Below are 24,163 nucleotides of genomic sequence, written 5' to 3' on the forward strand. Positions count from 1 at the left end.
AACAAGCCTGGCAACTCGCACCAGGTGACAAGAATCTTGGCCCATCGGTGACAACCACGCTGTCCCGCAAGGACACGGCAACCAGCTCAGGGCCTACCCCTGGTGACAACTATCGTGTCCCGGCACAAGAGCCCTAGATGATTGAGTCCTAGGGATTCCTGCGGACATGAGGCGAGGGAGTCCATGGTCGGTGTGTGAAGACTGACTTGGACTCCCTCGCTACCGCACTGTACGTGAAGTCCGACGACCTGTTGTTGAAGGCCTCGCCGCATCTGGCGCCTTGGCGGCCGAAGGTCGGGATCGCGCCCCGGTTGACCGATGCCGAACTGATCACCTTGGCAGTGATGCAGGCGTTGCTCGGGTTCGTCTCCGAGGCCCGGTGGCTGCGTCACGCCAATTCCCACCTGCGGCACCTGTTCCCGTACCTGCCCCAGCAGTCCGGCTACAACAAGCGCCTTCGGCACGCGGCCGGTCTGATCCGCAGCGCCGTGCGGGTGCTGGCGACAGACACTTCGTTGTGGACCGACGACGTGTGGGTCGTGGACTCCACCCCGGTGGAGTGCGGCCGGTCCCGGGAGACCGCGAAACGCTCCGAACTCGCCGGCTGGGCGCAGTACGGCTACTGCGCCAGCCACACCCGGTACTTCTGGGGGCTGCGGCTGCACCTGGTCTGCACGCTGCGGGGCCTGCCGGTCGCGTTCGCGCTGGCCGGGGCCAAAGCCAACGAGCAGCAGACCCTGCTGGACATCTTCGCCGTCGAGCCGGAACTGCTGGCTGCCCGGCCCGGCCAGACCCTGATCGGGGACAAGAACTACTTCGGGGCGGCGTTCGAGGCCCAACTGGCGGATTCCGGCGTGAGCCTGCTGCGCCAGACCCGCAAAGGCGAGCCGCCACGACCGGGCGCCGCGCTGTTCAAGCCACTGCGGCAGACCATCGAGTCGATCAACCAGACCCTCAAAGGCCAACTCGACCTGGAACGCCACGGCGGGCGAACGCCCGCCGGCGTCATGGTCCGAGTCCTGCAGCGGATCCTCGCCCTGACCGCCGCGATCTGGCACAACGACCACACTGACGCCCCGATCCACCGATCACTGACCGCCTTCGACCACTGACCCCTTGGACTCAATCATCTAGCCCATGCCAGGCCGAGGTAGCCACCAACGTGGCCAGCGCTGCGGCCGCCGCCGGGATGGATATCTTGAGCAGGACTAGGGCCTGCCTACTGATGGACGCAGCAAGGACCGACCCACGTCCGTTGTGCGGCTCAGAGGCTTTCGGTTCCACACGGTGGAAGACGATCACGATGGCCCGCGGAGCGCACTCGTTGTCCATTTCGTCGTTCCATGCGCCGGTGCCATGACGATCCGCCGGCGACCCTGTGGGTCTGCTCATAAATTCGACTATCGCGGGCCACATCTAGTGGTTGACATGAGCGATTGCTGCCGTAGCCGGACAGAACCTGACAGCGCCTCACGGAGATGTGCGATCCTGGTTGAGCGGGCGACTGGCATCGTCGCAGTGGATCTTCGCGGTCGTGAACAACCTGGCGAGGCGGAGAGCGACGGAATCACGGCCAACGTCCGAGCAGCATTGAACGTCGCCCCCGATGTGCCGATCGTGACGTGCAATCCCATCAGCCGTACGTCGGCGTCGCTAGTCCTCGTACGCCTCGTGCAGCACGCGATGCATCGATTCGCGGCCGCGATTCAAGACCTGCCAAGTACCGCCGCGGCAAGCCTGGCTGATGAGCCACCTGCGAGCCATGGATCCGAGTCACCTGTTGAAAGGGCGGTCGGCTAGATGGTCCTCTGCGAAACCCTTCGCCCTGAGCGAGTTTTGGTCGTCGCAGCATCTTCCAACTCCCGAAGCTTGTGCGAAGTCCTCACACGACGACCATCCAGCGCTGGCTGATTAGATCGTCAGCGCCTGTCCGCCCTCACTCCACACGTGAACCTGCCAAGGCTTGCGCAGCCACAGGACCAGCTCGGCCAAGCCCCCGGCCGCCGGGGCGAAGGCGCTCCAGGCGCCCAGTGCCAGGTACCGTCGGCCGGCGGCCACCGTTTCGATGAGCCGCTCGTCGCGACTGCGGATTCGGACATACAGGGGTCGGGAACGTCCGGCCAGAACAATACGGGTCCGCAGGTCCTGCTCGGCATAGAAGCTGGTTCCGGCACGGGCGACTCCGGTGCCAGTGAGGGTGCCACGGATCGCGATCGGGTGGTCCGGCCCCTGGCCCTTGGTAATCCGGCGTGTCAAGTGCAGCAAAGCGATCGGGTCGTCGCCGAAGCAGAAGTCTGCCCAGGCGATGTCGCGGCCAGCATAGGAAATGTGGAACATGGCGGCGGCTTGGGGATCGTCCGGGTAGCGGTCGAGGAATCGTTGGATGGCCGCGGCCGAGCCGATGACCGGCGACATCGACGACGGGCCTGCGGCGATCTGCAGCGCGGTGCGCCTGCCGCCAGGGTCGGGCGACGTGGTCCGGGTTGTCCCGGTGAAATCGGCCGGAACGAGCAGACGCAGTCGGCCCGGGACGGCGGTGGCTGTCCCTTCGGAGTTTGCGGCGATGGTAGCAATGATCCCGTCCGGGTCGTACTGACAGGTCGGGTGGTGCCGGGTTCCGGGGTGAAGCCGGAAGTGCGCTGCGACGGTCGAAGTCCCCCTGGTCTCGGTAGTCCGGGAATGCTCGCGCACGGGGGCGACGCCGACGCCGCATCCGGGGTCTGGACAGGTCAGCGGCCGAGTGAAGGCCTCGGGGGTCAGCCCGATGCCACCTGTGTCGATGAGCAAGCCGGTGGCATCGCGAGCTGACCTTAGACGCGGGCCAACGTGCTCACTCACAATGTCCACGCTCCCTGTGCTTGCCCTCTGGCGCCACCGGGCGCCACCGGCAACGGTGCCAAGAAAGGCTGATCACGGGCACCGTCACCACCTCGGACGAGGCTGCTGCTGGTCCGGCTGCTGAGTCGGCGGCGGCTGGATAAGCCGGGGCGCAGGCTGCGTCTGCGGGGCGTCGGGGCGCGGCTTGATCGCAGGCCGCTGGGGCTGGCGTGCCGGCTCGTCGCGGCGCTGCTGGGTCGGTCGCTGGACGTGGCTGCCGGGCTGGGCGCGGCGGGCGAGGATCTCCTCACGGCGGGCGGCCCGGTCGGCTTCGCGGCCGGCGCGGCGCAGTTCGGACAGGGTCGGCTTGGCCCTGGGTTCGATCTCCTCCACGTCCATGGTCTTGGCGTCCTTGCTCTCGGCGGGCAGGTGTCCGTGGTCGGCCAGGGCCTGGTTGAGGTGGTCGGCGATGGCAGGCTTGGCGAGGGCGTCGTCGCCGATGGTCTTGGCGGAGGTGAGCCAGGCGGCGCCGACGCGCTGCGCGATGGTGTGCAGGACGGCGCTCTGCTGGTCTTCCGGGAGCGCGCGGTAGAGGTCGGCGGCGACCTGGTTCCGGGCCGTTCGGTCCGGAGTGGTCGAGGTGTCCGGGAGGTTGTTAGGTACGTCGCTGATCCGCTTCGCGGTGAGCGCTGCGGCGGCTGCGTGCCAGTAGGCGTCGTGTCCGGCACGGCCAGTCTCGATGTAGGGGCCGGCGGGCTGGGTCCGGTTGTCGTCGGCGATGGCGTACTGGTCGCGGTAGGCGGCGATGACGGCGAGCTGGTGCTGCCAGGCGGCGCGGGCTGCCGGGTCTTCCGGTGCCTGTCCCAGGTCGGCGCTCCAGGCGGGCCGGGTCGTCGTGGTCTGCTCGCCGAGGGCGGTGAAGCGGTCGGCGATCAGGTCGGCGCTGGCCTTGAGGTAGTCGCCGTGGCGCGGTTCGGCCATCGCGGCACGGGTCGCTGTGGTGATCCAGGCAGGCAGTTCGCGGGCCTCGGCGCTCGTCCTGGCAGCGTCCAGCGCGAGCTGCTGGACGCGGTGGTGGACCTCGCCCAGGTCTGTGCCCGGGGCGCCGGCCAGGATGGTCCGGACGTCGGCGCCGGTGTTCTCGGCGGCTTTGAGCGTCCAGGCCACGGCGTTCCAGGTCCGGTTCTCGGCGTGTGCGACGCGTACGGCGGGTGCCGCGGTGTCGGCGAGGTGGCGGTTGATGCGCCAGGCCAGGACCTGGCTGATGCTGTCGGCTCCGTCAACCTTTCGCTGTGCTGCAAGGGCGCGCAGCAGGTCGGCGGGGTTGTGTCCGGCGGTCTCGGCGCGGCGCAGGGCAGCAGTCAGCGCGGGCCAAGTCGACTCGCGGCGGGCCGTCTCGGCGATGTCGAGGCCGAGGGCGGTGTACGCGGTATGGGCGTGGCGCAGCGAGGCCGGGACCGTCTGGTGTTCGGACCGGATGCCGTCGGCGGCCAGGATCCTGCGGCTGGCGCGAGCCAGGTCGGCGATCGCCTGCGGGGTGTGCTCGGTGCCGTCATCGTTCCGGCTGGTGGCGCGGGCGGCAGCGTTCAGCAGCACGTTAACGTCGCGGCCGGCACGGTCGGCGGCGGCGATGGCCCCCGCGAGGTGGGGCCAGGACCGGTGCCCGGTGACCTGGTCGGCAGTGGTTCCCAGAGCGGTTGCGGCGGCTTCGGCGTAGCGGCCCAGGGTCGTCGCGGGGACGCGGGGGTGCGTGCCGGCGGCCGTGACATCGGTGTGTCCGACACGCAGGACCGCGGGGACCGCGGTGGCGGCGTGCAGGTTGAGACGGTCGGCGGTGATGCCGGTGGCTTCCTTCATGAGCGCGGCGTAGCGGGCTGCGTCGGCGTGGCTGGGGGCGTTCAGGTGCGCCGGGGCGGTGCGATCGGCGGCAGTGGCGTTGACGCGCCAGGCCAGGAGCTTGGCCGGGTTGTCGGCGGCGGCCAGGTCTCCGCGCCGCGCGGCGTCGGCGATCAGACGCTCGGGCTGCCAGCCGCCGGCCTCCGCAGTATTCAGCGCGCGGACGACCGCGGTGAACGCGGAGTCGGCGGTGATCTGGGCGGACAGCTGCTGCCCGAGGACGTCGGCGAGCAGGCCGGTGTACCGCTCGGCGGTCAGGACGTCGAGGCGGTGCTGGTGGTTCGGGACGAGCGTGGACAGCGACGACGCCTGCTCCTGGAGGACTCGGATGGTGTCGGTGGCGGACAGCTCGGCGCCCTCGCGCGCGAGGACCTTCTCCAGGACTTCGCGGCCGGCGTAGCTGGCCGGGTCGTTCTTGGCGAAATCGAGCTGGGCGTCGGAGTCGAACGGCAGCAGGTCGTGGGTAGCGACGTAGAGGGTGGTGTGTTCACGGGCGCGGGTGAGCATGACGTACAGCGTTTCCCGGGTCATCTCGGGGGTGACCAGGGGGTGGGCGGTGTCGACGGTGTCGCCCTGGGTGCGCATGGCGGTGGAGGCATACAGCAGCTCGACGTTGTTGCGGACGTAGTCGGCCGGCAGGGTGATGCGGCCCTTGCCGCCGAGGCGTGCGACCTTCAGCGAGCCGTCCTCGTTGCGGCGCAGCACCTCCCAAGCGTCGCCGTTCTTCACGAAGTCCTTGCCGCGAGCGGTGGACAGCTTGCGGTTGTTGTCGCGAGTGAGGATCCAGTCGTTCTTGCCCGCGAGGTTGCCGTCGCGCAGCACCACGCCGTCGGCTTCGACCTGGCCTGCGGTCACGCGGTCGGCGCGGGCTTTGGCGGACAGTGCGACGACGTCCACGCCGGCCGCGGCGCTGATGACGGTGGTCTTCTTGGCGAGCATGTCGGCGCGCCAGCCGTCGTAGGCGGCGTCGACCATGGCCTCGCGCGAGCCGGCGCGGATGCGCCCGTTGGTGTCGTAGAAGTCAAGTCCCGTGCCGTCGCCGACGCGGACCTTCAACGTCGCGGCGGCTTCGGCCTTGTTGTTGAACCGGTGTAGCTCGGTGAGCTCCACGGCGCCGGCTTCGTTGGCGATCCGGCGCAGCGCTCCGCCAGCCTCCACCGCGCCGAGCTGGCGGTAGTCGCCCAGCAGCCGGACGGTCGCGCCGTGGGACGCAGCGAGGGTGACCAGGCGGTCCAGGTTCATGGTTCCGGCCATCCCGGCCTCGTCGACCAGCACGACATCGCCGGGGCGCAGGACGAACCCGGACCGGCTACGCGGCACGTCGGCGCCGCCGCGCAGAGCCGCGGCGTAGGGGCCGTCGGTGTGCTCCCACAGGAACTTGTGCAGGTTCTCGGCGGTGGCTCCGAGGTCCTTGCCCAGCACTGCTGCGGCAGCGGCGGAGGTGGCGAGCGGGATGACGCGCTGACCGGCCTGGCCGGCGATGTGGACGTAGGCCTTCATCGCGGCGGTCTTGCCCGAACCGGCCGGTCCCAGACCGACGACGAGCATCCGGTTATCGGTGGCGAACGCGGTGACCAGGGCTCGCTGGCTGTCGTCCAGGGATCGGTTGCGGGCCTCGAAGCCGTCCAGCGCGGCGGCGGCGAAGCTGCTGGACAGCCCGGACACAGTCGGGGTGAGGGCGGCGGTGACCAGGCGGTCTTCGGCGTCCAGGACGGCCTGGCTGGTGAACAGGCCAGCGGCGTGCCGGGTGAACACCGAGACGCCGTCACCACGCCGCAGGATGTCGGGATCCTCCAGCAGCACGGGGGCGTCGATGCTGATGCTGTGCTCAGGTCCGGTGGCCATGGCGAGGATCTGCGCGACGACTTCACGGTGCTCTTCGGGGTCGGCGGCGGTGTGATCGGTGCGGGCCAGGCGCTCGACTTCGGCCCACACGTTCCACACCGTCCAGGTCGCCCGCTGCTCCTGGACCCGCTCGATCGCCAGCGCCGCGAGGGCCTCGACGTCGACGTCCTTCACCGATTCCGTGTCGTCGCTGGCGGCATTTGCCGGGATGGCGGCCATAACGCGGGCGACGGCGTCCGGGCCATGCGCCTCGATCAGGGACTGCCGCCAGTCGGCGCGCATCTCCCCCAGCGACCGGGCCGCCTTCTTACCCTCTCGGGTGTCCAGATTGGCCTGCCGGGCGAGCAGGTGGGCGGTGCTGCGGGACGGATCGTGGCCGTGGTCGCGCCGGTACTCGCGCACCAGTTGGTCGTACCGGGCCTCGATCTGGGAGCGGCGGGAGGAGTAGTGCGCGATGAACTCCTCCGGCACCCCGACGACCTCCCGCACCGGCTCCTTGCCGCGCGGGGTGTCCGAACGCGCGGCGAAGCCGACGCCGAGACGCGCGCTCAGTTCGACCTCGAAGCGGGTGTTGTAGAACTCCGAGGCAGCGACGGTCATCGCATACAGCGCGCGGGCGTCCAGCGACCGCCACTTGCCATCGACACTCAACACCTTGTTCGACACCGCGACGTGCGTGTGCAGGTTCGGGTCGCCGGCACGGGAGTCGTAGTGATCGAAGGCGGCGGCGATCAGGCCGCGGGTGGCGATCTGCGCCTGCCCAACGTCGCCAGTGCGGGTGAACGCCGCGTGCTCCTCCAGCAGCTCGATCGCAGCGTCCCGGGCGGCCTCGTGCGCGGCCCGGACGGCGGCGCGGATGTCGCCGCGCTCGTCGATCGCCCACAGCACCGCCGCGCTCTTGACAGGGGCAAAGACGATGTCGAACCCCGCGACGGCGGCGCGCTGCCGGGTCGACTCCTCGCGCTGGACCTTCTTGGCCTCCGCAGCGGTCGGTTCGCGCCCGGTCTGCTCGGCGATGACCTCAAGGCGCTTGGCCACGCGCGCCGCGAAGGCGTCCAGGGGCTCGTAGGAGGGAAATCGGCGGCCCAGCGACGCGGCCTTGATAGCGGCGGCCTGGACGACCTCGCGCTGTTGCTCGGTCATCCCTGCGCGCACGTGCTCGGCCAGGTACTCGGCGATGATCCGGTCAGCATCGGGGTGCTGTCCAAGGCCGAACAGCGCCTTCATCTGCGCCTCGGTGACCGCCTGATCGGCGAGCTCCAGCACCGGGGCTCCGCGGCCCATCCACACCCCGGGAGGGTTGCCCTTGGCGGTGTAGTAGTCGGCGGCCTGCTGGCCACGGGCGCGCTGCAGGTCGCCGCCGGCGACCTGCCGGGTGAGGTAGCTGTAGCCCTCCCCCGCGGTGAGCTTGTGGATCGTCATCATCGTGACCACGCGCCATTGCCAGCCTGTCGGAGACGGGTTGTTTCTGCATTTCGAGAGCGCATTTCCGCCTCCTCTCCCAGTGTGCCGAATGGCCACTGTATCACCGCACAGCGGACCATCATCAGAATATCTGCAAGAGGTGTCTTGATGACTTGCCTGTTGCCTATGGCCTGGAGCTTCACGGTTCTAAGGGTGGCGCGAGGGCTGTTTCCTGCCTGAAGTTTCTCATCGCTTCTCGATACTTCTCAATGCTTCTATGAATTGCGGTCTGCACTTTCCCGAGCTGTCTTTCTTCGTCTATGGTTCGTGGCATGAATAAGCGAGTGAGTGTGTCGCGGGCCTCGGCGGTCCGGGCGGCACTGGAGGCGAAGGCTCGGCGGGACGCGGAGCGTCTGGAGCGCGAGCGGAAGGTGGAGGCGGCCTTGGCCGACTTCTACGAGTGCAGGATGAGGGCGGAGGCGATTCGGGAGGCGGCGCGAGTGAGGGTCGCCAAGATCTTGCGGGAGGCGGAGGCTGCGGCCAGGGAGCCTCTGAATGCGGCTCATACCGCGATCATGGCGCTGAAGGAGCTCGGCGAGACGCGTGAGCAGATCGCCGAGCTGACCGGGCAGAGCGTGACCGAGGTGCGTATCCATCTGGGCGGCGGATGGGAGCCGGGTCACGCCAGCCTTGCGGATGCGGAGGTAGAGCCATCGGCAGCGTGAGTAGTCGACCAATCCGGCGGCCCGCCGGTAGGCCGCTTCTCGAACCCGATCCAGATCATCGACGATGCCCGCTCCCGGACTCCGGAGTGGGCATCGCTGCTGTCCGGGTACGAGGACCGGCCCACGGTGGCCGAGCGAGGCGCGTGACGCGCAGCTCGGGGTGCTGGCTGCCGCTGGCCGCGTGGGCGGTGGTGCCCCGACCGGGGCCAGGGCACCACCGCCGAGTCAGTGGCCGGGCCGACTCGACCGAAACGCCACGCCGAGCGGCGTCGGGGAGCCGCCGTTGGCCACCCAAACCGGTGGCCGTCTCGGCGGCGTGCCCGGTACGCCGGAATCGCCGTTTAGGCTGTTCCGGCGGCCGGGTATTCTGGGGCGCCGCGATGACCAGGTATCAAAGGATCCATGACCGTCCAAACGCGGGCTGCGGCCGTGCCGGAGCTCCTGGAGCGCTTCGTGCGCCGGAGCCTGTGGCTGCTCGGCGGTGCGGCCGTACTGCTGTACGTCCTGTGGTCGGCCTCGGACATGTTCGCGCCGTGGCGCACGATGGCGTTCCTGCGCACCGCCGGGTTCCGCGCAGTGAGCTATGACGCGGCCCGGGATGCGACAAGCCGCCAAGCGTCGTTCACGCCGCTGGAGGTCGCCGCTGTCGAGTTCTTCCTGAGCGCAGCGGTTGTGGTCGCGATCGCCCGGACCAGCCGAGGTACCGAGCGGGACATGCGGCGGGCGACCGTGGCGATGGTCGCGGGTATGACGCTGGCCGTCGGCGGGTACGCGGCCAATCAGATTCGCACGGCGGGCGATGCCGGCCGCCGGCTGGACAAGCTGACGCGGGTCACGCAGTCGTCCGTCGATGGCATCGCCGGCTCGGCCGGTGTCCAGGTCAACGTGCTGGCCAACATGGACTTCGGGCTTGCCGGGCAGCGCGTTCACCTGTCCGGCCCGGTGCTTGCGGTCGGCGGCATGCGTTTCAGCTCGTCTGACACCGTGTTCGGCTATGACACCGCCAGCGGGAGGGCTTTCAGCTCGCCGAGTAGTGCCTTCGCCTACTCCGGCGGCCCGGGGTAGGTCCGGGGCGAAGGGACCGGGGCGGTACCTACCCCCAGGTTCGGTACGAATCCGCCGCGGGTTTCGGGATCGGCGAGCAGGTCGTAGACGATCGCGTCCAGGCGGTGCGGGGCGACCTGGAGTGCCAGGACACCGCCGGCGTCGGTGACCGCCTCGGCCCAGGCCGCGGCGCGGTCCATCTGGCCGGTGTCGGAGATCGTCGGGAGCAGCAAGCCGTCGGAGTCGGGACCGTCCAGGACGCACATCGTGGCGCGCACCACCACCGTCCAGCCGGCGGCGCGCATCGCGGCGCCGGTGTCGTAGAACGCCAGCGGCGGCAGAGCGATGCCGCCGGGTTCGCCAGCGATCACGACGGCCGGTACCGGCGCGGACAGGAACCGGGTGCGTTTGGTGGGGATGAGTTCGGGCACCGGGTGATTATCGTCGTCCCCGCCGACACCCCCGCCCCCCTCGGGGTACGCGACGGGCCTCGGTCAGCTCGCCGCGGTGCCGCCGCGCCAGAACGCGTCAAAGGCAGCGGGGTCGTAGCGCTTGAATCGCACGGCGGGGTCGACAGGCTCGGGCGGCTGGCGGGCCGGGTCCCCGTCTTTCCTGGCGCGTTCCATGCGGTGCATGACCGCGCTGACGGTGACGTCGTAGTGGTCGGCGAACTCGGTGACGGTCTTGGGGCCGCCGGCCAACCAGCGTCGCTCGGCGGCGGTGGGTTTGCGCGGCACGCCAGGGAGCAGGTCCATACGGCGCAGTTCGGCCAGCAGCTGCGGGCGCGGCCAGACGCGCGAGCGGCCGACCTTCTCCGGCAGGCGCATCTCGGCCAGCGCCGGCCGTCGCATGATCGCCTTGGCTTCCTCCAGGGTCCTGCCCAAGGCACCGGCGATCCCGTGCATGTCGACGACGTCCGCAGCTGCCGGTGCGGGCGTCGTCTTGGCGGGTACCGCGGTAGTGGTGGCGCGCTTGCCGCCGCGTGTGCTGCGCCGGGAGAACCAGGCGTGGACGTCGGCGGCACGTCGGCGGCCGACTGCGTCGGCAGGCGGGAACGGGTCTTTGTGGTCCGGGCCGTACAAGGTGGGGTAGGCGCTGACGCTGCCGTAGGGGCGGCCCGTGAGTTCGGAGATCTGCCGCATGCTGAGCATGTCGTCGGAGTCAGGGGCCAGTTCCCCGACGTCCGGCTGTGCCGCCTGGTTCTCGCGCAGCCAGTCTTCGACGGCGGTGCGCGGGTAGAGCTTCGTCCTACCCTGCTTCGCGGCGAACGGCGGCCAGGTGTCTGAGGCGGCCCAGTTGCGCGCTGTGGACAACGACACGCCGGTAGCGTCGACGACTTGCTGGACGCTGACCTGATCCGGTAGCCCGGCCAGACGCTCGGCCAGCGGTACCGGCGGCGTGTCGGGCATGGTCGGGCTCCTCATCGCGCGGTGTCGGCGGGGTGGTTCCCACCGGCGCGATCATATCGTCCGGGCGCGGTCCTCCTGTGTCGGGCGAGCTCTACACTGGGCGGTGCGGGTCACACGGTTCCCTCGGGAACCGGGCGGCTTCGTGGGTTAAGGGCCGGCGGCTTGCCCAAGCCGATCCACCGAGGTCGGTACGGATCTGAGGATCCGTGTCGCTGGCCCTCGCTTCGCACGCTCGCACCCGCGCACGCCGGGCCCGCGGGAGTCCTCGGGTTCATCGGCAGGCCTGGACCGGTGCGGCGGCAAGCTGATGGAACCAGTCTTCGAAGCGTGGGCGCTGCTTGTCTTGGACTCCGGCCGGTGCCAGGGCCAGGGCCTGCTCGATCGCCGGGTAGGCCTCGCCCCGCGCGCAGAGCTCAGCGCGGATGATGCCGTACTCGTCCAGAACGACGGCGGCACCGGCATGGCCAGCGCGGCGGCGCAGGATCTCCTCGGCGCGGTCGCGGTCGCCCGTGTACAGGGTGCGGACCGAGCGCCAGGCCGGTCCCTTGGCCGTGGGGTCGGCGCGGAGGGGGTGGATGATCCGGCGCACCTCGTACACCGACCAGCGCTGTTCCGCGAGGCGCCGCTGGTGCTGCTCCCAGACCTCGGCCAGTCCGTGGCCGCGCACGACGTCCTGGGCGGAGCGCTTGCCGAACAGCCGCGAGCGCGGGTTGAGCGCGAGCGCGGTGTACTCCAGACCGAGGGCGGCGGCTCCGGTGTCCGGCTCGGCGCGCCAGCGCTCCACCAGCTCCGGCAGACCGGTCCGGCTGGAGGAGAACGGGCAAGTAAACGCACATGCTCCGGGCCCAGGGTTCGCCGAACAGTTCCAGCAGGTACCGGTCGCAGCTGGCCCGGTCCCAGTTCCATGCGTCGATCAGCGGGTATTCGGGGCGTCTGCCGCCGGTCGTGTAGTTCTGGTCCCGCTCGGCGCGCCGGGCCTCCTCGGCGGCGAAGGCGACGATGTGGCGGAACGGGGCGCCGCCGTATTCGTCGGCATACCAGGCGTCCAGCACCGAGCCCTTGGCTCTCCAGCTACACAGCCTGCGTTTGGCAGCGACCTGGGGGACTGTGCCGCTGGCGGAGAGTTCGTCGGACAGTCGCCACGGACCCCGCATGATCATTCGTTCCGGGCGGCGGGAGTCGTCGAGCACGACGTAGCCACCGGATTGTTCGGCACGGGCGATCTGGACGAACCGGCAGCGGGCGGCTCTCATGATCGGGAGCAGGTGCTGCTCCGTGAGCCGCCGGGTGGCGTCCGGCTCGTCGCCGGTCATCGCAGTCACCACCGTTAAGGCGCTGATCGGGAAGTCTCGGGTGTCCGGCTCGGTCAGCCACCTGGCCAGCAGGGCAGCGCTGTCTTTACCCATTTCCGAAACTGAAGCCCACCGGCATTCCGGTGGCCGGGGGCATCACCGGGCACCTGCGGCGGCGAGGCATCCGGCGCACGGCGTCGGCACGTCCTGGTCAGCACAGCCGGCCTGCTCGATGATCTGGGCCATGGAGCGGTGGGCCTGGAACTTGTGGCCGACCTCCTCCTCGACGGCGGCGTACTCGGCCGCCAGGTCCGGGCGCAGCCGGGCGGCGGCGATCAGGGCAGCGCCGGAGGCCAGCGGGCACAGCGAGCACGAAAGCCGGTCGAGATGCTTGTAAATGTGGTGGGAGGGCGCGCCGCTGGCGCGGATCGTGTCCCAGACCTGGTCGGTCGACAGTTCGTGGACAGGGTGCCAGACGGTGACCCCGCGGCGGCCGTTGCTGGCCGCGGCGTCGACGGCCACGATGGGCCGACGGGCGCGGGCCCGGCTCTCGGCCGCCCGGACCCCGAGCACACTGAGCAGGCGGGCGGGGCGGCCGGTGATGCCGGATTCGCGAACGGTCTGGGTGTAGAACTTCCGTGCGACGTCGCGTTTGGTAGACGAAGTGCAGTACCTGGCCTTGGCGCTGGGCCAGCGGCGACGGGCCCGCACCAGGTCCAGCAGCCCGCCGTTCTCGCGGCGCCGGACCTCGAAGCGCGCGCGGTAGTGCGCCGCCTGGGCGGCGGCGATCTCGATCGCGCCGGGCCACTCGACGTGTCCGAGGTCGCAGTGCAGCACGACCAGGCGGTCCAGGACCCCGGCATCCTCGGCCAGGGTGGCGGCGCGGTGGAGGGCCGCCTGGCTGTCCTTGCCGCCGGAGCTGCTAACGATCACGGCGTCGAACCCGCGCAGCCAGGCGCGAGTCCCCGGCTCGGCGCTCACGGCCGCTCCGATCCGATGCCGGGTCCGCCGTCGTGGCCGGTGTAGCGGTGTCGGACGGGGGTGCTCATCGCGGATCGCCGCCCAGGTCCGCATTGGCGTCCGCGTCGGTGTCCTCGTGGTCCGGTAGCCCTGATTCGCTGGCGGCCTGGAGGCAGTAGCCGGCGACGACGGTGACGTCTTCGGAGATCTCGATGAGGTGGTCGCGGAGCTGGTCGCCGGTGAAGGCGTGGGCGGCGAGCAGCTTGCCTGCCAGCCGCATCGCGGCCACGGCAGCGGCGGTGTACTGGTCGTAGACCGCGGTGAGTCCGTCGGGTTGCAGGACCACACTGTATTGGAGCAGCCGCAGGCAAATCGCCTGCCGGGTGCGTCCGTTGTTCAGGGCCGTGGTCGTGGCGTTGTAGGAGTAGACGGCAGGGTTGGTGAACGCCGCGCTGTGCTCGAACAGGGCGGGGTCGACGACGAGGTCGTCGCAGATGGCGTTGAGTGCAGCGATGTGGTGGGCGATCAGCTGGCCGGCGCTGGCGCCTGCCGGCGGCGTCACGGCGGCGCCGATCCCCTTCGCGGCGGCGCGCAACGCGGCGGCCAGTCCGAGCAGCACCCGGTGCTGCTTGTCGGCGTCGGGGGTCATGGGGTCGGTCCTGTCTGTGCGTGGCTCTTGCCCGGCGATGAGCCGGAATCCGGGAGGTCTGCGGGCTCGGTATCGGCCGGGGCGAGGAAGCGGGCGCGACGCTCGAGCCACCGGCCGTAGAGCAGGCATACGGCCTCGCGGCGGGAGCCGAAGCCGGTCACGGTGGGGTCGGCGGAGCTGGTGCCGGCCGGGCTGTAGTGGACGTCCGAGATCGCGGTGTAACGGAACTGGCCGGAGCAGGTGGTGGAGGTGGCCACGGCGCCGATGCGGATCCCGGTCGGCCACTCGTCGCTGGCCCGGCGCGGCGTCGTGCCGTAGATCCACACTCCGGCCAGGCCCTGGGCTTCGGGGTCGTAAGAGAACTCGGCGACCTGGCGCGGAGCGCGCTCGGTGTCGACCTGCACTCGGTAGGCAGCCCAGTCCTTGAAGTCCGCGCGTCCGACCGCCGTGCGCCGCAGGCGCGTCATGGCGTCGATCCGATCTCGCGCGCAGTGTTGCCGCGTCGGCGGCCATGCCGCCGGAACGACGGGTGGCCGTCGACGTGGAATCGGGTCACTGGGCTGTCGTGTCGTTGCCTCGGCAGTCGCAGGACTGTAGCCGGTGCGAGGCCGTCACGCTGATCGGCAGAACGCCGCGGACGCCTCGAACCCGTGCGGGTCCCCCGCTCAGCTGCTGGTGCCGGCTCGTTCAGGAGTACGGGAGCCTGTGGCTGCGCGCCGCGCTCGGCGCTGCTGGTCCACCTCGCGCTGCCACTGCCCGAACGTCCGGTCTCCCTGGCGGCGCTGGAACCGGGGGATCCGGTTGGCCGCCATCCCGACCGGCGCGGGTCCGTCGACGGCGAGCAGGTCGGATTCGGCCTGGGAGTGGAAGCCCGCCTCCCCGATGGACTCTTCGTCGGGAAAGACATCGGCGATGCGATGACGGCGCGGATCGACGCGGCGGTCCTGGGTCCCACCGAGCGAGAGCACCCAGGCAGCGTTCGGCGGGCATTCGGGCTGGAGAAGCTGGTCATGAAGTCGGACTTCCTTGGTGTAGGCGTAGAACCGCGTGTTCGGCGCGGATCGGATGATCCGCAGCCAGGAACGGGCGTAGTCGGCGGAGAAGAAGTCGCCGCTGTCGTGGATCCGGACGGCGGCGCCGTCGAAGCGGCGGGCGGTCAGCTCGTCCTTCATCGCCTGCTCCCAGCCGTCTGGGTCTTGGACCGCGAAGGCGAGATTGCGTAGGTGGGCGTTCTTGACACTGGGGAAGGTGTAGCTGCCGGAGCGGGCGTAGCAGGCCTGGGCGCACACTCCGGCCGAAGGGCAGGTCCGAATCGTGCGGCCGTCCGGGAGGCGGGCGGCCAGGGCCGGGATACTCCAGCTCCAGATCCGGTCTCTGGCGAGGTTGCGGTTGCTGTTGCTCAGCAGGCGGCGCGGCCTGCTGGCGGGCTGGTCAGGCGAGGCCTGTGCTGCCGGTGGTGGCACAGCCCGCCCCCTAACCTGCGCCGCGCGGCGGTACCAGTCCGGCCCCGGTGTCGCGGTGGTCGCCACTTTCGGCACGGAAGATCGCTCGCCACGGGTGGCTGTCTCCGGTGGTCGTCATAGGTGTCGGTGTCCTTAGTCCTGAGGGCGCCGGGGGCCAGGGACACGGCGGCCGGGTTCGGGCCCGGGGTCGTCGGGCTCGCCGATAGCGCGGGTGCCTCCGGCGTAGGCAGCGACGGCCGAGACCATCGCGTCGGTGTCCGAATCCGGGACGGAGGTGTAGGCCGACCAGAACGGGCGCGGGTCTGTCGCGTCGGTATCGCCGCCGGGGTACCGGTGGACCTGCCATCCGGTCCGCTCGTCGACGGTCCGCGGCAGCGTCCCGCTGCGTCCGTTGATCAGCAAGCAGCTGCCGTCCGGCAGGTCGACGCGCAGCGCGGCGAAGCCGCGCCGGTGTTCGCTGACGATCAGCCCGCAGCCGACTAGGGCCGCGTGCACGTCCGCGCAGGACTGGAAGACAGTTCGGGTCCGTCCGGTCCGGGCCGGGGCGTCCAGCCCCGCGGCCGATCGCCAGGCGGTGCCGTAGTGGCCCCAGAGCATCAGCTCCATGCGGGCCGAGCGCAACCGTTCGCGCAGCCGGGCGCAGTGGTGGTCGATGATGCGCAGCTGCCCGGGGGCCCGTGCGCGCAGATGGGCGGTGACGACCGCCGGAAAGTCGGGGTGGGCCTGGGCGTCCGCCGCGATGGCCACGCACACGCGCCGGGCCGCGCGGGCGGTTCCCGCCGGGACGTCGCGGTCGGCGTCCCGGCGCAGGTAGCGCCACGGGCCGGCGTGCTCTTCATCCTCCACCACGGTTCCGGCCTGCATCGGGAGCTCGACGTGGCCGTACAGCTCGACGTCGCCGGGGACGGCCACCGGCCGGCCCAGGTGGTGTTCGGGGTCCGCGTCGGCGGGCCCGTCGCCGAACTGAATGCGCACATCGGTGTAGTCCGAGGGGTCCAGGTGGATACCGGGCGGGAGCGCGAGCGGGGTGATGACGAAGGTGCCGGTCAGCCGGCCAGTGAGGACCCGGTAGGTCAGGCGCCCGGCCTGGGCGTCGGTCTCGACGACGGTGTCGATGCTGGCGCCGTTGTCGAGGGTGAGGGTGCAGCGCATAGCGGTGGGGCTTTCTGATGATCGTGGGTGAGGGTGTCGGCGGGCCGGGCGCGGCAGGCGATGTGCCGGGGCGGCCCGCTCCGCGCGGGGGCGGTTCGATGCCGCCGACGCGCGGCTCCCCGTCGCGGAGCCGGTGCCGGCGGCCGGGAGGGACGACGCTGCCGGTTCAAAGTCCGGCGGTCGGCCCGGCTGCTTGGGTGGCGGCGGTCGGCCCGGCTGCTTGGGTGGCGGCGGTCGGCCCGGCTGCTTGGGTGGCGGCGGTCGGCTCGGCGGCGGGGATTAGGTTGTCGCCGATCGCGCGCACCTGGACGACCAACAGCTCGGCCAGCTCCAGGCCGTGCAGTGCCTGCGGGTTGTCCAGCAGATGCGCGCAGCCCACGGGCTCGGAGGCCAGTCCCACCCGGCCGGGAGCGTCGACCGCAAGGCAGATCGCGCGATTGCCGTGCTCGTCCTCCTGCTCGAAGGACCGGGCGCGCCAGGGCAGCATGTCCAGGCCGCTCATGTCGTCGATCAACGCGACAAGCTCGTAGGCGCTGTCACGGTCGGTCGGGTCCCACAGGTCGATCCTGTGCTGGCAGTTCAGGCGGGCTATCGAGGTCATCGTGTCAGGCATGGCGTCTCCGGTGCGGTCGCGGTTGGGCGCGGACGCGGCCGATCACGGCAACGGAGTGGTGCAGTGTCCTGCGACGGCGACGATGTTCGGCGCCTCGATGGGGATGAACCCGGCGGCGCAGATCGCGTAGTAGTCCGGTTCGGCGTCGGGGCCACAGCTCAGGGCGATGACATCACCCATGGACAGACTCCGGTTGCCGCGCGCCCGGTACTCCACCGCGCGCGGATCCGCCGGGCCGAACTGCGGGTCGTCGCCGATGTTCAGCAGCATGAACACCTGGTCGCAGACCGCTGCGACATCGCCGGTGGTCGGCTGGTCGGCCGCGAACACGCGAACCATGCGGGCCCCGGGGTGGTAGCCGAGGAACGAGGGTGCCAGGTTGTGGAATGCCTGCACGTGGACGGTGTCGCTCATGATCTCTCCTGCGTCGGGTCGCATCGCGGCAGACCCGTCGGACGCCGGTCACCCCGGCGCGCCGGCGGGGGAAGACCTGTCGGCCTTCCAGCGCGTTCGCGGTCAGTGGGTCCAGGCCTCGGGTTGCCCTCCCTCGGCCTGATGAGTCAATCTTATAGTATTAGTTACATCAGGTCAAGCCGCTAGCTGATGTTCCGCCCCGCCCGGGGCCAACCAGACTGCTCGTCGGGGTCGGGGCGTAGCGAGCGATGACGTCGGACAGTTCCGCGATCAGGTTGTCGATGTAGGCGGCGGCGCCGGTCCAGCCGGGGCGGTCATCCCGCCACCGGCGGAACGCAGGGCTTCGCGGGCTCAGGTGTGCCGGTCCTCGACCAGGGCGCGCTCGGCGTTGCCCAGCCGGGCGGCCAGCGCGAGTTCCTCGTCGCGACCGCGCCACCAGCCGTCGACCCGGCCGTCCAGGCCCATCCCGCGGACCCCAGGTCACGCCAGCGCCAGCAACGGCAGGGTCCAGCCACTTCACGTTCTCCCGCCGCGCCGTCGTCGAAGGTGATGGTGCAGCGCATGGCGATGGTGCCTTCTGGCGATCGCGGGTGGGAATGGCGGCGGGCCGAGCACAGCGGGCGACCCCCTCAGAAGCGGCCCGCTCCGCGCGGCAACGACCAGCAGACAGCACCCCAAACCGGGGGCTAGACGGCGGTTCTGCGCAGCTTGGCCAGTTCGGTGTTGCACAGCTGCACCACCAGGTGCAGCGCGTTGCACATGGTCGCCGCATCCGACCCGCCGTCGATCTCAGCGAGTTCGGGGGCGAATTCGGGGGTTGAGATCATGACCGGGCCGCCGAAGCCGTTGTCGCCGAGGCGGCCGCCGACTTGCAGGAACGCGTGGTTGGTTCCCTCGTCCCCGACAGCGACCAGCTGGCATGTGCGGTAGTAGACGCGCTCGGTCCAGGACTCGCCAAAAAGCCCGGCATCGGCGGCGGCGGCCACGAGATCTTGGAATTCGCCCTGGTCGATCGCCACCGCGCCGTCGGCCAGGTAGGAGCGGAAGCGGGTTCCGGCGGGTTCGCCGCAGGCGTCGACGGCGTCCTCCAGCAACCACGCCATTGCGGCGGCCTGGTCGAACGTCAAGTCGGGGATGTAGTCCAGGCTCATGGCCGGTCGCCTTCGGGTGTACCGCCATCTGGCGGATGGTCTTCGTGGGTCCAGGTCTCGGGTTGCCCTCCCTCGACCCAGTGAGTCCAGATTATAGGGTTGAGTACCATAAGTAAAGTAGATTGCTTGCCTACCAGGCTCGCCGGACCGCTTAGCCGGACTTTGGGCCGTAGCGGGCGATGACGTGGGCCAGTTCCGCGATCAGGTCGGTCGATGTAGGCGGCGGGGGCCCAGCCAGGGCGGTCATCTGGCCGACGGCAGTGCGCAGGGCGTCGCGAGCTCAAGTGTGCCGGTCCGGGGCCAGGACGTGCCCGGCTTCGCGCAGCCGGGCGGCCAGCGCGGGCTTCTCGATGCGCTCGGCCTCGCGGGCGAACACTGCCAGGTTGGCGCGGTGCCTGGGGGCGTTGAAGTACGGCAGGACCTCGGCGTCCGGCGGACGTGCTTCGGTGTCGCCCGGGACAGGCGGTACCAGTGTCACCTGGTAGCACCGGGCGTCAGGCCAGGCGTGGAACTGGTCCCAGGCGTGCGCGGGGTTTACGGGGACGGCGCTGAAGTCCAAGAGCCGGGAGCAGGAGCTGGCGGAGGCCATCCGGGCCTTCAGCTCGGCCAGGGCCGCGCCGTGGTCACGGGCGACCTCCGTCACGCGGGCGCCCCGATCCGAGCCGAGCACGGCCCCCGGCCCCGGACCGGCGGTCCACCCCGGGGCCGGCGTCGCGGGCGTCAGCTCCATCCGGTCCACCACCCCTTGATCTCCTGGGCCGAGAACTGGTAGCCCTCGTGCGCGACGTCTGCGAACGTGGCGTCCGGTTCGCGCAGCAGGTGGAGCGTGGCGTGGAACATCAGCTTGATGAGATCGGTGTCGCGGTTGGCGTCGGAGATCTCCCGCGCGAGCATGGCGGCGGCTCCGCGCGCGGCGGCACGCACCTGGTCCTCGGTGTATGTGGCCTGAGTCGTGCGGGTCAGTTCCATGAGGCGGCCTCCTGCGCAGTGGGCAGGGGGTTGCCGTCGGGGTTCATGTGCCTGGGCCAGGCGGCCTCGTGGAACGCGGCGTTGAGCTCGTACTGTTCGGGGGTCGGCCATCCGTGCGGCTGGCATCCGTCGGACTTGATGCGGGCGCGGACGTGTCGCGCCCTGGCCCACATCTCCCCAGCCGCGCACAGGTCGATCTGTTCGACGCCTTCGGCTCGGCTGTGCAGCCGCCACGGTTCGCCGGGCCGTCGCCAGCGGGTGTCGAGGGTGATCCAGCGGTGGTCGGTGTTGCCGTCGTGGGTGTGGACGGTCAGCTGGTGGTGGGAACCGGCGTCGCCAAGGTCGCTGCCGGGCTGGCCGTAGATCACATGATGCCGCAGCTCCATGTCCCAGCCTTGTGCGGCATGGTCGACCAGGTCGGCGCACTCCAGGAGGCCGCCGTAGAACTGCGCGCGCAGCCACTTGGCGAGCATCGGTATGTGGACGCCCTCGTCGCGCCAGTGCTCGAAGAGGCGGTAGTCGCGGGCGCGGCTCGGTGCTCCCGGTGCCGACGAACCGGACGTCGATGATTGTGCGATAGCCCATGCGCAGGGTCCTCATTCTCATGCTTCGCGGGTCGGCCTCGGGTGCCCTCCCGCGACCTGATGAATCCAGCTTATAGCAATATTGACTTATGGTCAACTAATTGAGCGGGTTGGCGGCGCACGATCGCAGGTCGGCGGGGGTTCTCTGGGTGGGTTTCGGTTCTCCCCCGTCCCCTTGATAGCTGCCGCCGGGTCCGGGCCAGAGGGCGTCCGGGTCAAGGGCCGGCGCAGCCGGTCACGCGTGACGCGACCGACGGGAGCGCTCTTGAGGCGGACGGCCGACCCCGGATAATTACCGCGGGGCAGGGAACGGGACACCCCGGGCGCGGCGAAGCCGCGCACCGAAGAACAGGAACAGCCCGCGCCGAAGGTGCGTCGAACACGGCCGATACCCGGCTCGGCATCTGCCGCGCCGGGTATCGGCTCCGCGCTCAGTCCCGCGGTTCTAGGCGGGGCCGGCGACGCTCGGCTCCGCTGGCCGCTCGGGGTACCGTTCGGCGGTAGGGCCGGTTTCCACCAGGAGGGTCCAGTCGGTGCGTTCGCGCCATCGGGTGATGGTGACCAGGGTGCCCGTGCTGTCGGCCTTGAAGGTTGAGCGCTCCACGAACTCGAACGTCTGGTATTCGTGGCCGTGGGTGAACTTGATCGGCGCGGCGAAGCGGATGACATCCCCGGCTTTCAGCGCGGTCTTTCCGGCCCCGGCGCGGCGGTCGTGGCATCGCTGCCGCCACTGGGCGGCCCATTCGTTGGGGGGCGTCCCGAGCAGGTCCAGGATTCGCCGGGGGCAGCGGTCGTCGGCGGGGCCGACCGACTCGTCCAGGATCTTCACGCCGAACTCGTCCCCGCGCCTTTCGGTGAGCGCCACGATGACGCTGTTCTGGCCGGTGCTCGGGGGCTTGTAGACGAAGAAGTGCGTGGAGCCGGCTTTGGCGTGGTCCAGGATCTCCACGCCGCGCAGCTCGTAGAACTCGATGAACTCGCGGTCGGTCATGCCGTCGTCGCGCCGATCGGTGGTGGTCCAGCCCATGGTCAGGCTCCTTGCTCTGTGGTGCAGCGCGCGATGATCGCAGCGGCGCTCACTTCGGGTTTGGCGATGAACTGGGCGCCGCGCATCTCGCGGGCGTAGCACCAGTGCTTCAGGGTCGGCTCGTAGACCGGGGTGATCTTCCAGCCGTTGACATGGACGCTCAGGCTGCGGAGCAGTATGCGGTCGGCGTGGCCGCGCCGCTCGTCGGCCGCCCGCTTGAGTTCGGCGAGCATCTGCCCGCTACGGCCGGTCACAGGTCGTCCGCCAGCAGCGGGTCCATGCCGCGTTCACCGTCGATGGCGAACCGCAGGTGCCCTCCTGCGCCGGCGCCGGCCCCGGCCCCGGCCCCGGCCCAGATCTTGCAGATCTGCCGGGCCTGCCGTAGTGCGGTCTCCAGGCCGGACACGGTGACCAGCGAGTAGTTCGACCCGCTGTCGGGGCGGGACAGGACCACGTCAAAGTTCCCCAGAGTGGTCGTGATCGGCTTGCGGCCGTATACCACGGCGTCGGCCGGCTGGTAGGCGCGGACCTCGGCGGTCCCGAGCCAGTCGCCCTTGCTGTCGTGGAGGCTGTAGCCAGCGGTGTAGGCGGGCTCCACGGTCGTCTCTTCGGTCACCGGTCGCCTCCCTCTACTCGCTCGCGGCCATGACGTCGCGCCTGGCTCGCTCGGTCTCGGCCTCGCGCTTCGCCCGTTCGGCCTCGCGGAAGTCGAGGTAGGACAGATCGAAGGCCAGGGCGCACGTGCGGGCGAAGTCGTCGCCGCCGGGCACGCGGAACTCTTTCAGCGCCGCGTCCCGGTCCTCGGGCTTGTGCGTCGGGCCCATTCCCGCCCATGCGTCGGCCGACCAGTCCCACCATGCGCAGTCCACGGCCGCCTGCCACGCGCCCCGGTCGCGGACGGCCTGAAGCTGACGCGCCCGCTCGGCATGGACGAGCCAGGAGCGCAGGTGCCCGTGGTCCCCGAACAGGATCGGGCCGTCGTCCTCGTCGTACGTGCCGGGGTGCCGGGCCAGCGCGTACTTCTCGCCCAGACCCAGGGCCTTGGCGAAGTCGGCCACGAAGCGGGTGAAGTGATCGGGTGCCGGTCGCTCGGCCGCGTGCTTGTGGACCTTCCCGAGCGTCCTAGCCGCCGCGCGCGTCTCCTCCAGATCCAGCGAGCGGATGCCGACCTCCTGGCGCATGAAGTACCGCGCTTCCTCCCACCAGGTGGAGCCGTACTCGCCGACGTGGCCGCGCGCCTCGACGCGGGCCATGGCGGTGTACTTGCGGCCCTTCTCATAGAAGTTGATCGGGTGGTAGTCCTCGCCGTCCTTGAGCACGACGCGGACGCGGATGTCGCTGCCGTCCAGGCTCAGCGCCACTACAGGGAACGACGCAGATGCCATGTCAGACCCCCTCCTCGATCGTGTGGCGATCCTGCGCCCGATCCATATCGCAGCGTGCTTCGTTGCGGTACAGCCCTCCGGCGAAGCGGCCGAAGTCGTCACCGTCGTACTGGCGAGGCAGGACGGTGATCATCGGCCCTCCCGGAAGTCCAGGACGGCGAGGGTGTCACAGGTCGTGGTGTCGGCCGACGTGCCGTCAGTGAAGAGGAATAGGTAGGCGTTGCGATTCGGGCTGACGGTCACGTCGGCGACCGTCTTGAAGCTGGACCGATACGGCCTCCAGTCGCGCCACACCTTGGGGAAGTCGTGCGCGCCGCCGCTCTGCCAGTAGGCGATGCACGCGCGCTTGCCCTTGAGCAGGCCGAATCGGGCCGCGCTGTACGCCTCGTTGACGCTCAGGTACGCGCACGGCTGCGTCGGGTCGGATGCGGTGTCCGTGTCGTAGGTGGACGAGGCCTGGTTCATGCGGCGGAACCCGGGCTGCTCGGCGCGGGGAACGTAGTGAGTGGACAGCGGCAACGTCATGGCCACTTGCCTTTCCGTCGGTTCTTCGTGGGTTCGGGTCTCGGGTTGCCCTCCCTCGACCTGATAAATCTAGTTTATAGCATAAAGAACCTTAGGTCAACTCAATTCCCGCCCCTGGCCCGCCGGGCACGCCCCGGCCCATGGGAGCGCATGCGGCGATCGCCGGTCAGACGATGCCGTCGGGGGCCGTAGGGGGCGTCCAGGTCGTAGCCAAGGTCGTGGAACATCTCGGCGACCGCGTCGACGACGTCGCCGCCATTCCACGACCCGTCTTCGTCTTCGATGACACCTCGGATGCGGTGGTACAGGGCGTCGATCGCCCGGCCCGCGCCGCCGCACTCCGGGTAGCGCGGCGGCGCGGGCCCGTCGTTGGAGGCCGGCTCCGGGGTCTGGTCGGACACGGTCAATCCCCTGTGGCGATCAGTTCTTGGAACGCCGAGTCGTCGGCCGGGAGCTGAAGCTCGAAGTAGTCGCCGGCCGTCGGCGGCTCGCCGTGGACGAATGAGATGCCGTAGGCGTCCATCCATGCCGTGAAGTCGTCGTACGTCTCGAATGCCATGTCGGATGTGCCGAACGAGCCGACCGAGTAGATGAGGAACTGGTAGGGGCGGGCCATGCTCCGGCCGGGCCCCCGCCCCTCGAATGAGGCTTGCGCCTGCTCGGGGCTCAGCCGCACGCCGTGCTGCCTCGCTCCGAAGTTGTCGCGGATCGTCCGTTCCCGCAGGTCGCGCCGGAGAACCTGTGACATATGCGGCAGCTCGTGCTGACCCCGATACAGCTTGCTTACACTCTCCATTACCAAATCCTTGGCTAGATCTTGATATCAGTGTCAAAAAGCG

The 24,163-nt window shown here is 70.2% G+C and carries 27 protein-coding genes; 3 read left to right on the top strand and 24 right to left on the bottom strand.

Translation table 11 applies throughout. The annotated features are described in order from the left end of the window. Positions 1-194 precede the first annotated feature (194 nt). Positions 195-1,112 carry an IS982 family transposase gene (locus GWK61_RS15080; protein ID WP_194908991.1) on the top strand — a complete coding sequence of 306 codons (918 nt, stop codon included), beginning with the start codon at positions 195-197 and terminating at the stop codon, positions 1,110-1,112. Between the two features lie 799 nt (positions 1,113-1,911). Here the strand turns inward: GWK61_RS15080 and GWK61_RS15085 are convergent. Beyond that, a complete protein-coding gene (locus tag GWK61_RS15085) occupies positions 1,912-2,787 on the bottom strand; it encodes a hypothetical protein (RefSeq protein ID WP_194908992.1) in 876 nt (291 codons plus the stop codon). Positions 2,788-2,922: 135 nt separating this feature from the next. Continuing rightward, complete coding sequence (gene mobF, locus GWK61_RS15090; protein WP_194908993.1) at positions 2,923-7,980, bottom strand: MobF family relaxase; 5,058 nt, start codon at positions 7,978-7,980, stop codon at positions 2,923-2,925. 314 nt (positions 7,981-8,294) lie between these two features. Between mobF and GWK61_RS15095 the strand changes: the two genes are divergently transcribed. Together GWK61_RS15095 and GWK61_RS15100 are read left to right on the top strand one after the other, a co-directional pair. After that, positions 8,295-8,687: a hypothetical protein gene (locus tag GWK61_RS15095; RefSeq protein ID WP_194908994.1), complete on the top strand. Its 393-nt coding sequence runs from the start codon at positions 8,295-8,297 to the stop codon at positions 8,685-8,687. A 402-nt stretch (positions 8,688-9,089) separates the two neighbouring features. Further along, positions 9,090-9,752 (top strand): hypothetical protein, encoded by a 663-nt coding sequence (locus tag GWK61_RS15100; protein ID WP_194908995.1) that lies wholly within the window; start codon positions 9,090-9,092, stop codon positions 9,750-9,752. Here GWK61_RS15100 and GWK61_RS15105 read toward each other — a convergent pair. The 22 genes from GWK61_RS15105 to GWK61_RS15205 form a co-directional block, all read right to left on the bottom strand. Next, positions 9,731-10,162 (bottom strand): hypothetical protein, encoded by a 432-nt coding sequence (locus GWK61_RS15105; protein ID WP_194908996.1) that lies wholly within the window; start codon positions 10,160-10,162, stop codon positions 9,731-9,733. The two genes, GWK61_RS15100 and GWK61_RS15105, sit on opposite strands and share 22 nt — an antisense overlap. A gap of 63 nt (positions 10,163-10,225) precedes the next feature. Further along, positions 10,226-11,140 (bottom strand): helix-turn-helix domain-containing protein, encoded by a 915-nt coding sequence (locus GWK61_RS15110; protein ID WP_194908997.1) that lies wholly within the window; start codon positions 11,138-11,140, stop codon positions 10,226-10,228. Positions 11,141-11,411: 271 nt separating this feature from the next. Beyond that, positions 11,412-11,924: a hypothetical protein gene (locus GWK61_RS15115; protein WP_194908998.1), complete on the bottom strand. Its 513-nt coding sequence runs from the start codon at positions 11,922-11,924 to the stop codon at positions 11,412-11,414. 664 nt (positions 11,925-12,588) lie between these two features. Next, positions 12,589-13,413, bottom strand: a complete 825-nt coding sequence (locus GWK61_RS15120; protein WP_323747573.1) for a phosphoadenosine phosphosulfate reductase domain-containing protein — start codon at positions 13,411-13,413, stop codon at positions 12,589-12,591. Positions 13,414-13,477: 64 nt separating this feature from the next. Further along, positions 13,478-14,041, bottom strand: coding sequence for a hypothetical protein (locus GWK61_RS15125; RefSeq protein ID WP_194909000.1), 564 nt, complete (start codon positions 14,039-14,041; stop codon positions 13,478-13,480). Next, on the bottom strand, positions 14,038-14,508 hold the full coding sequence (locus GWK61_RS15130) for a hypothetical protein (protein WP_194909001.1): 471 nt from the start codon (positions 14,506-14,508) through the stop codon (positions 14,038-14,040). The genes GWK61_RS15125 and GWK61_RS15130 overlap by 4 nt, the downstream gene beginning before the upstream one ends. A 198-nt stretch (positions 14,509-14,706) precedes the next feature. Further along, positions 14,707-15,504: a GP88 family protein gene (locus GWK61_RS15135; RefSeq protein ID WP_194909047.1), complete on the bottom strand. Its 798-nt coding sequence runs from the start codon at positions 15,502-15,504 to the stop codon at positions 14,707-14,709. Between the two features lie 132 nt (positions 15,505-15,636). Continuing rightward, positions 15,637-16,656 (bottom strand): hypothetical protein, encoded by a 1,020-nt coding sequence (locus GWK61_RS15140; protein ID WP_194909002.1) that lies wholly within the window; start codon positions 16,654-16,656, stop codon positions 15,637-15,639. Between the two features lie 166 nt (positions 16,657-16,822). Beyond that, positions 16,823-17,269: a hypothetical protein gene (locus GWK61_RS15145; RefSeq protein ID WP_194909003.1), complete on the bottom strand. Its 447-nt coding sequence runs from the start codon at positions 17,267-17,269 to the stop codon at positions 16,823-16,825. Between the two features lie 42 nt (positions 17,270-17,311). After that, positions 17,312-17,683, bottom strand: coding sequence for a hypothetical protein (locus GWK61_RS15150; protein WP_194909004.1), 372 nt, complete (start codon positions 17,681-17,683; stop codon positions 17,312-17,314). A gap of 686 nt (positions 17,684-18,369) precedes the next feature. After that, positions 18,370-18,834, bottom strand: a complete 465-nt coding sequence (locus tag GWK61_RS15155) for a hypothetical protein (RefSeq protein ID WP_194909005.1) — start codon at positions 18,832-18,834, stop codon at positions 18,370-18,372. A gap of 280 nt (positions 18,835-19,114) precedes the next feature. Beyond that, positions 19,115-19,564, bottom strand: a complete 450-nt coding sequence (locus tag GWK61_RS15160) for a hypothetical protein (protein ID WP_194909006.1) — start codon at positions 19,562-19,564, stop codon at positions 19,115-19,117. Beyond that, entirely contained in the window at positions 19,555-19,803 is a 249-nt protein-coding gene (locus GWK61_RS15165; protein ID WP_194909007.1) for a hypothetical protein, read from the bottom strand. The genes GWK61_RS15160 and GWK61_RS15165 overlap by 10 nt, the downstream gene beginning before the upstream one ends. Further along, positions 19,794-20,276: a hypothetical protein gene (locus GWK61_RS15170; RefSeq protein WP_194909008.1), complete on the bottom strand. Its 483-nt coding sequence runs from the start codon at positions 20,274-20,276 to the stop codon at positions 19,794-19,796. Before GWK61_RS15170 ends, GWK61_RS15165 begins: the two co-directional genes overlap by 10 nt. A 556-nt stretch (positions 20,277-20,832) precedes the next feature. After that, positions 20,833-21,414: a DUF6927 domain-containing protein gene (locus tag GWK61_RS15175; protein ID WP_194909009.1), complete on the bottom strand. Its 582-nt coding sequence runs from the start codon at positions 21,412-21,414 to the stop codon at positions 20,833-20,835. 2 nt (positions 21,415-21,416) lie between these two features. Further along, positions 21,417-21,668, bottom strand: coding sequence for a hypothetical protein (locus tag GWK61_RS15180; RefSeq protein ID WP_194909010.1), 252 nt, complete (start codon positions 21,666-21,668; stop codon positions 21,417-21,419). Then, complete coding sequence (locus GWK61_RS15185; protein WP_194909011.1) at positions 21,665-22,030, bottom strand: hypothetical protein; 366 nt, start codon at positions 22,028-22,030, stop codon at positions 21,665-21,667. The genes GWK61_RS15180 and GWK61_RS15185 overlap by 4 nt, the downstream gene beginning before the upstream one ends. Positions 22,031-22,043: 13 nt before the next feature. Next, entirely contained in the window at positions 22,044-22,799 is a 756-nt protein-coding gene (locus GWK61_RS15190) for a hypothetical protein (protein ID WP_194909012.1), read from the bottom strand. Position 22,800: 1 nt separating this feature from the next. Beyond that, positions 22,801-22,932, bottom strand: coding sequence for a hypothetical protein (locus GWK61_RS58520; RefSeq protein WP_267254270.1), 132 nt, complete (start codon positions 22,930-22,932; stop codon positions 22,801-22,803). Further along, complete coding sequence (locus tag GWK61_RS15195) at positions 22,929-23,324, bottom strand: hypothetical protein (protein WP_194909013.1); 396 nt, start codon at positions 23,322-23,324, stop codon at positions 22,929-22,931. The genes GWK61_RS58520 and GWK61_RS15195 overlap by 4 nt, the downstream gene beginning before the upstream one ends. 101 nt (positions 23,325-23,425) lie before the next feature. Continuing rightward, positions 23,426-23,725 carry a hypothetical protein gene (locus GWK61_RS15200; RefSeq protein WP_194909014.1) on the bottom strand — a complete coding sequence of 100 codons (300 nt, stop codon included), beginning with the start codon at positions 23,723-23,725 and terminating at the stop codon, positions 23,426-23,428. A gap of 2 nt (positions 23,726-23,727) precedes the next feature. Further along, a complete protein-coding gene (locus tag GWK61_RS15205) occupies positions 23,728-24,120 on the bottom strand; it encodes a hypothetical protein (RefSeq protein WP_194909015.1) in 393 nt (130 codons plus the stop codon). Positions 24,121-24,163 lie beyond the last annotated feature (43 nt).

This window comes from Catenulispora rubra, assembly GCF_015356825.1.
Classification (GTDB): domain Bacteria; phylum Actinomycetota; class Actinomycetes; order Streptomycetales; family Catenulisporaceae; genus Catenulispora; species Catenulispora rubra.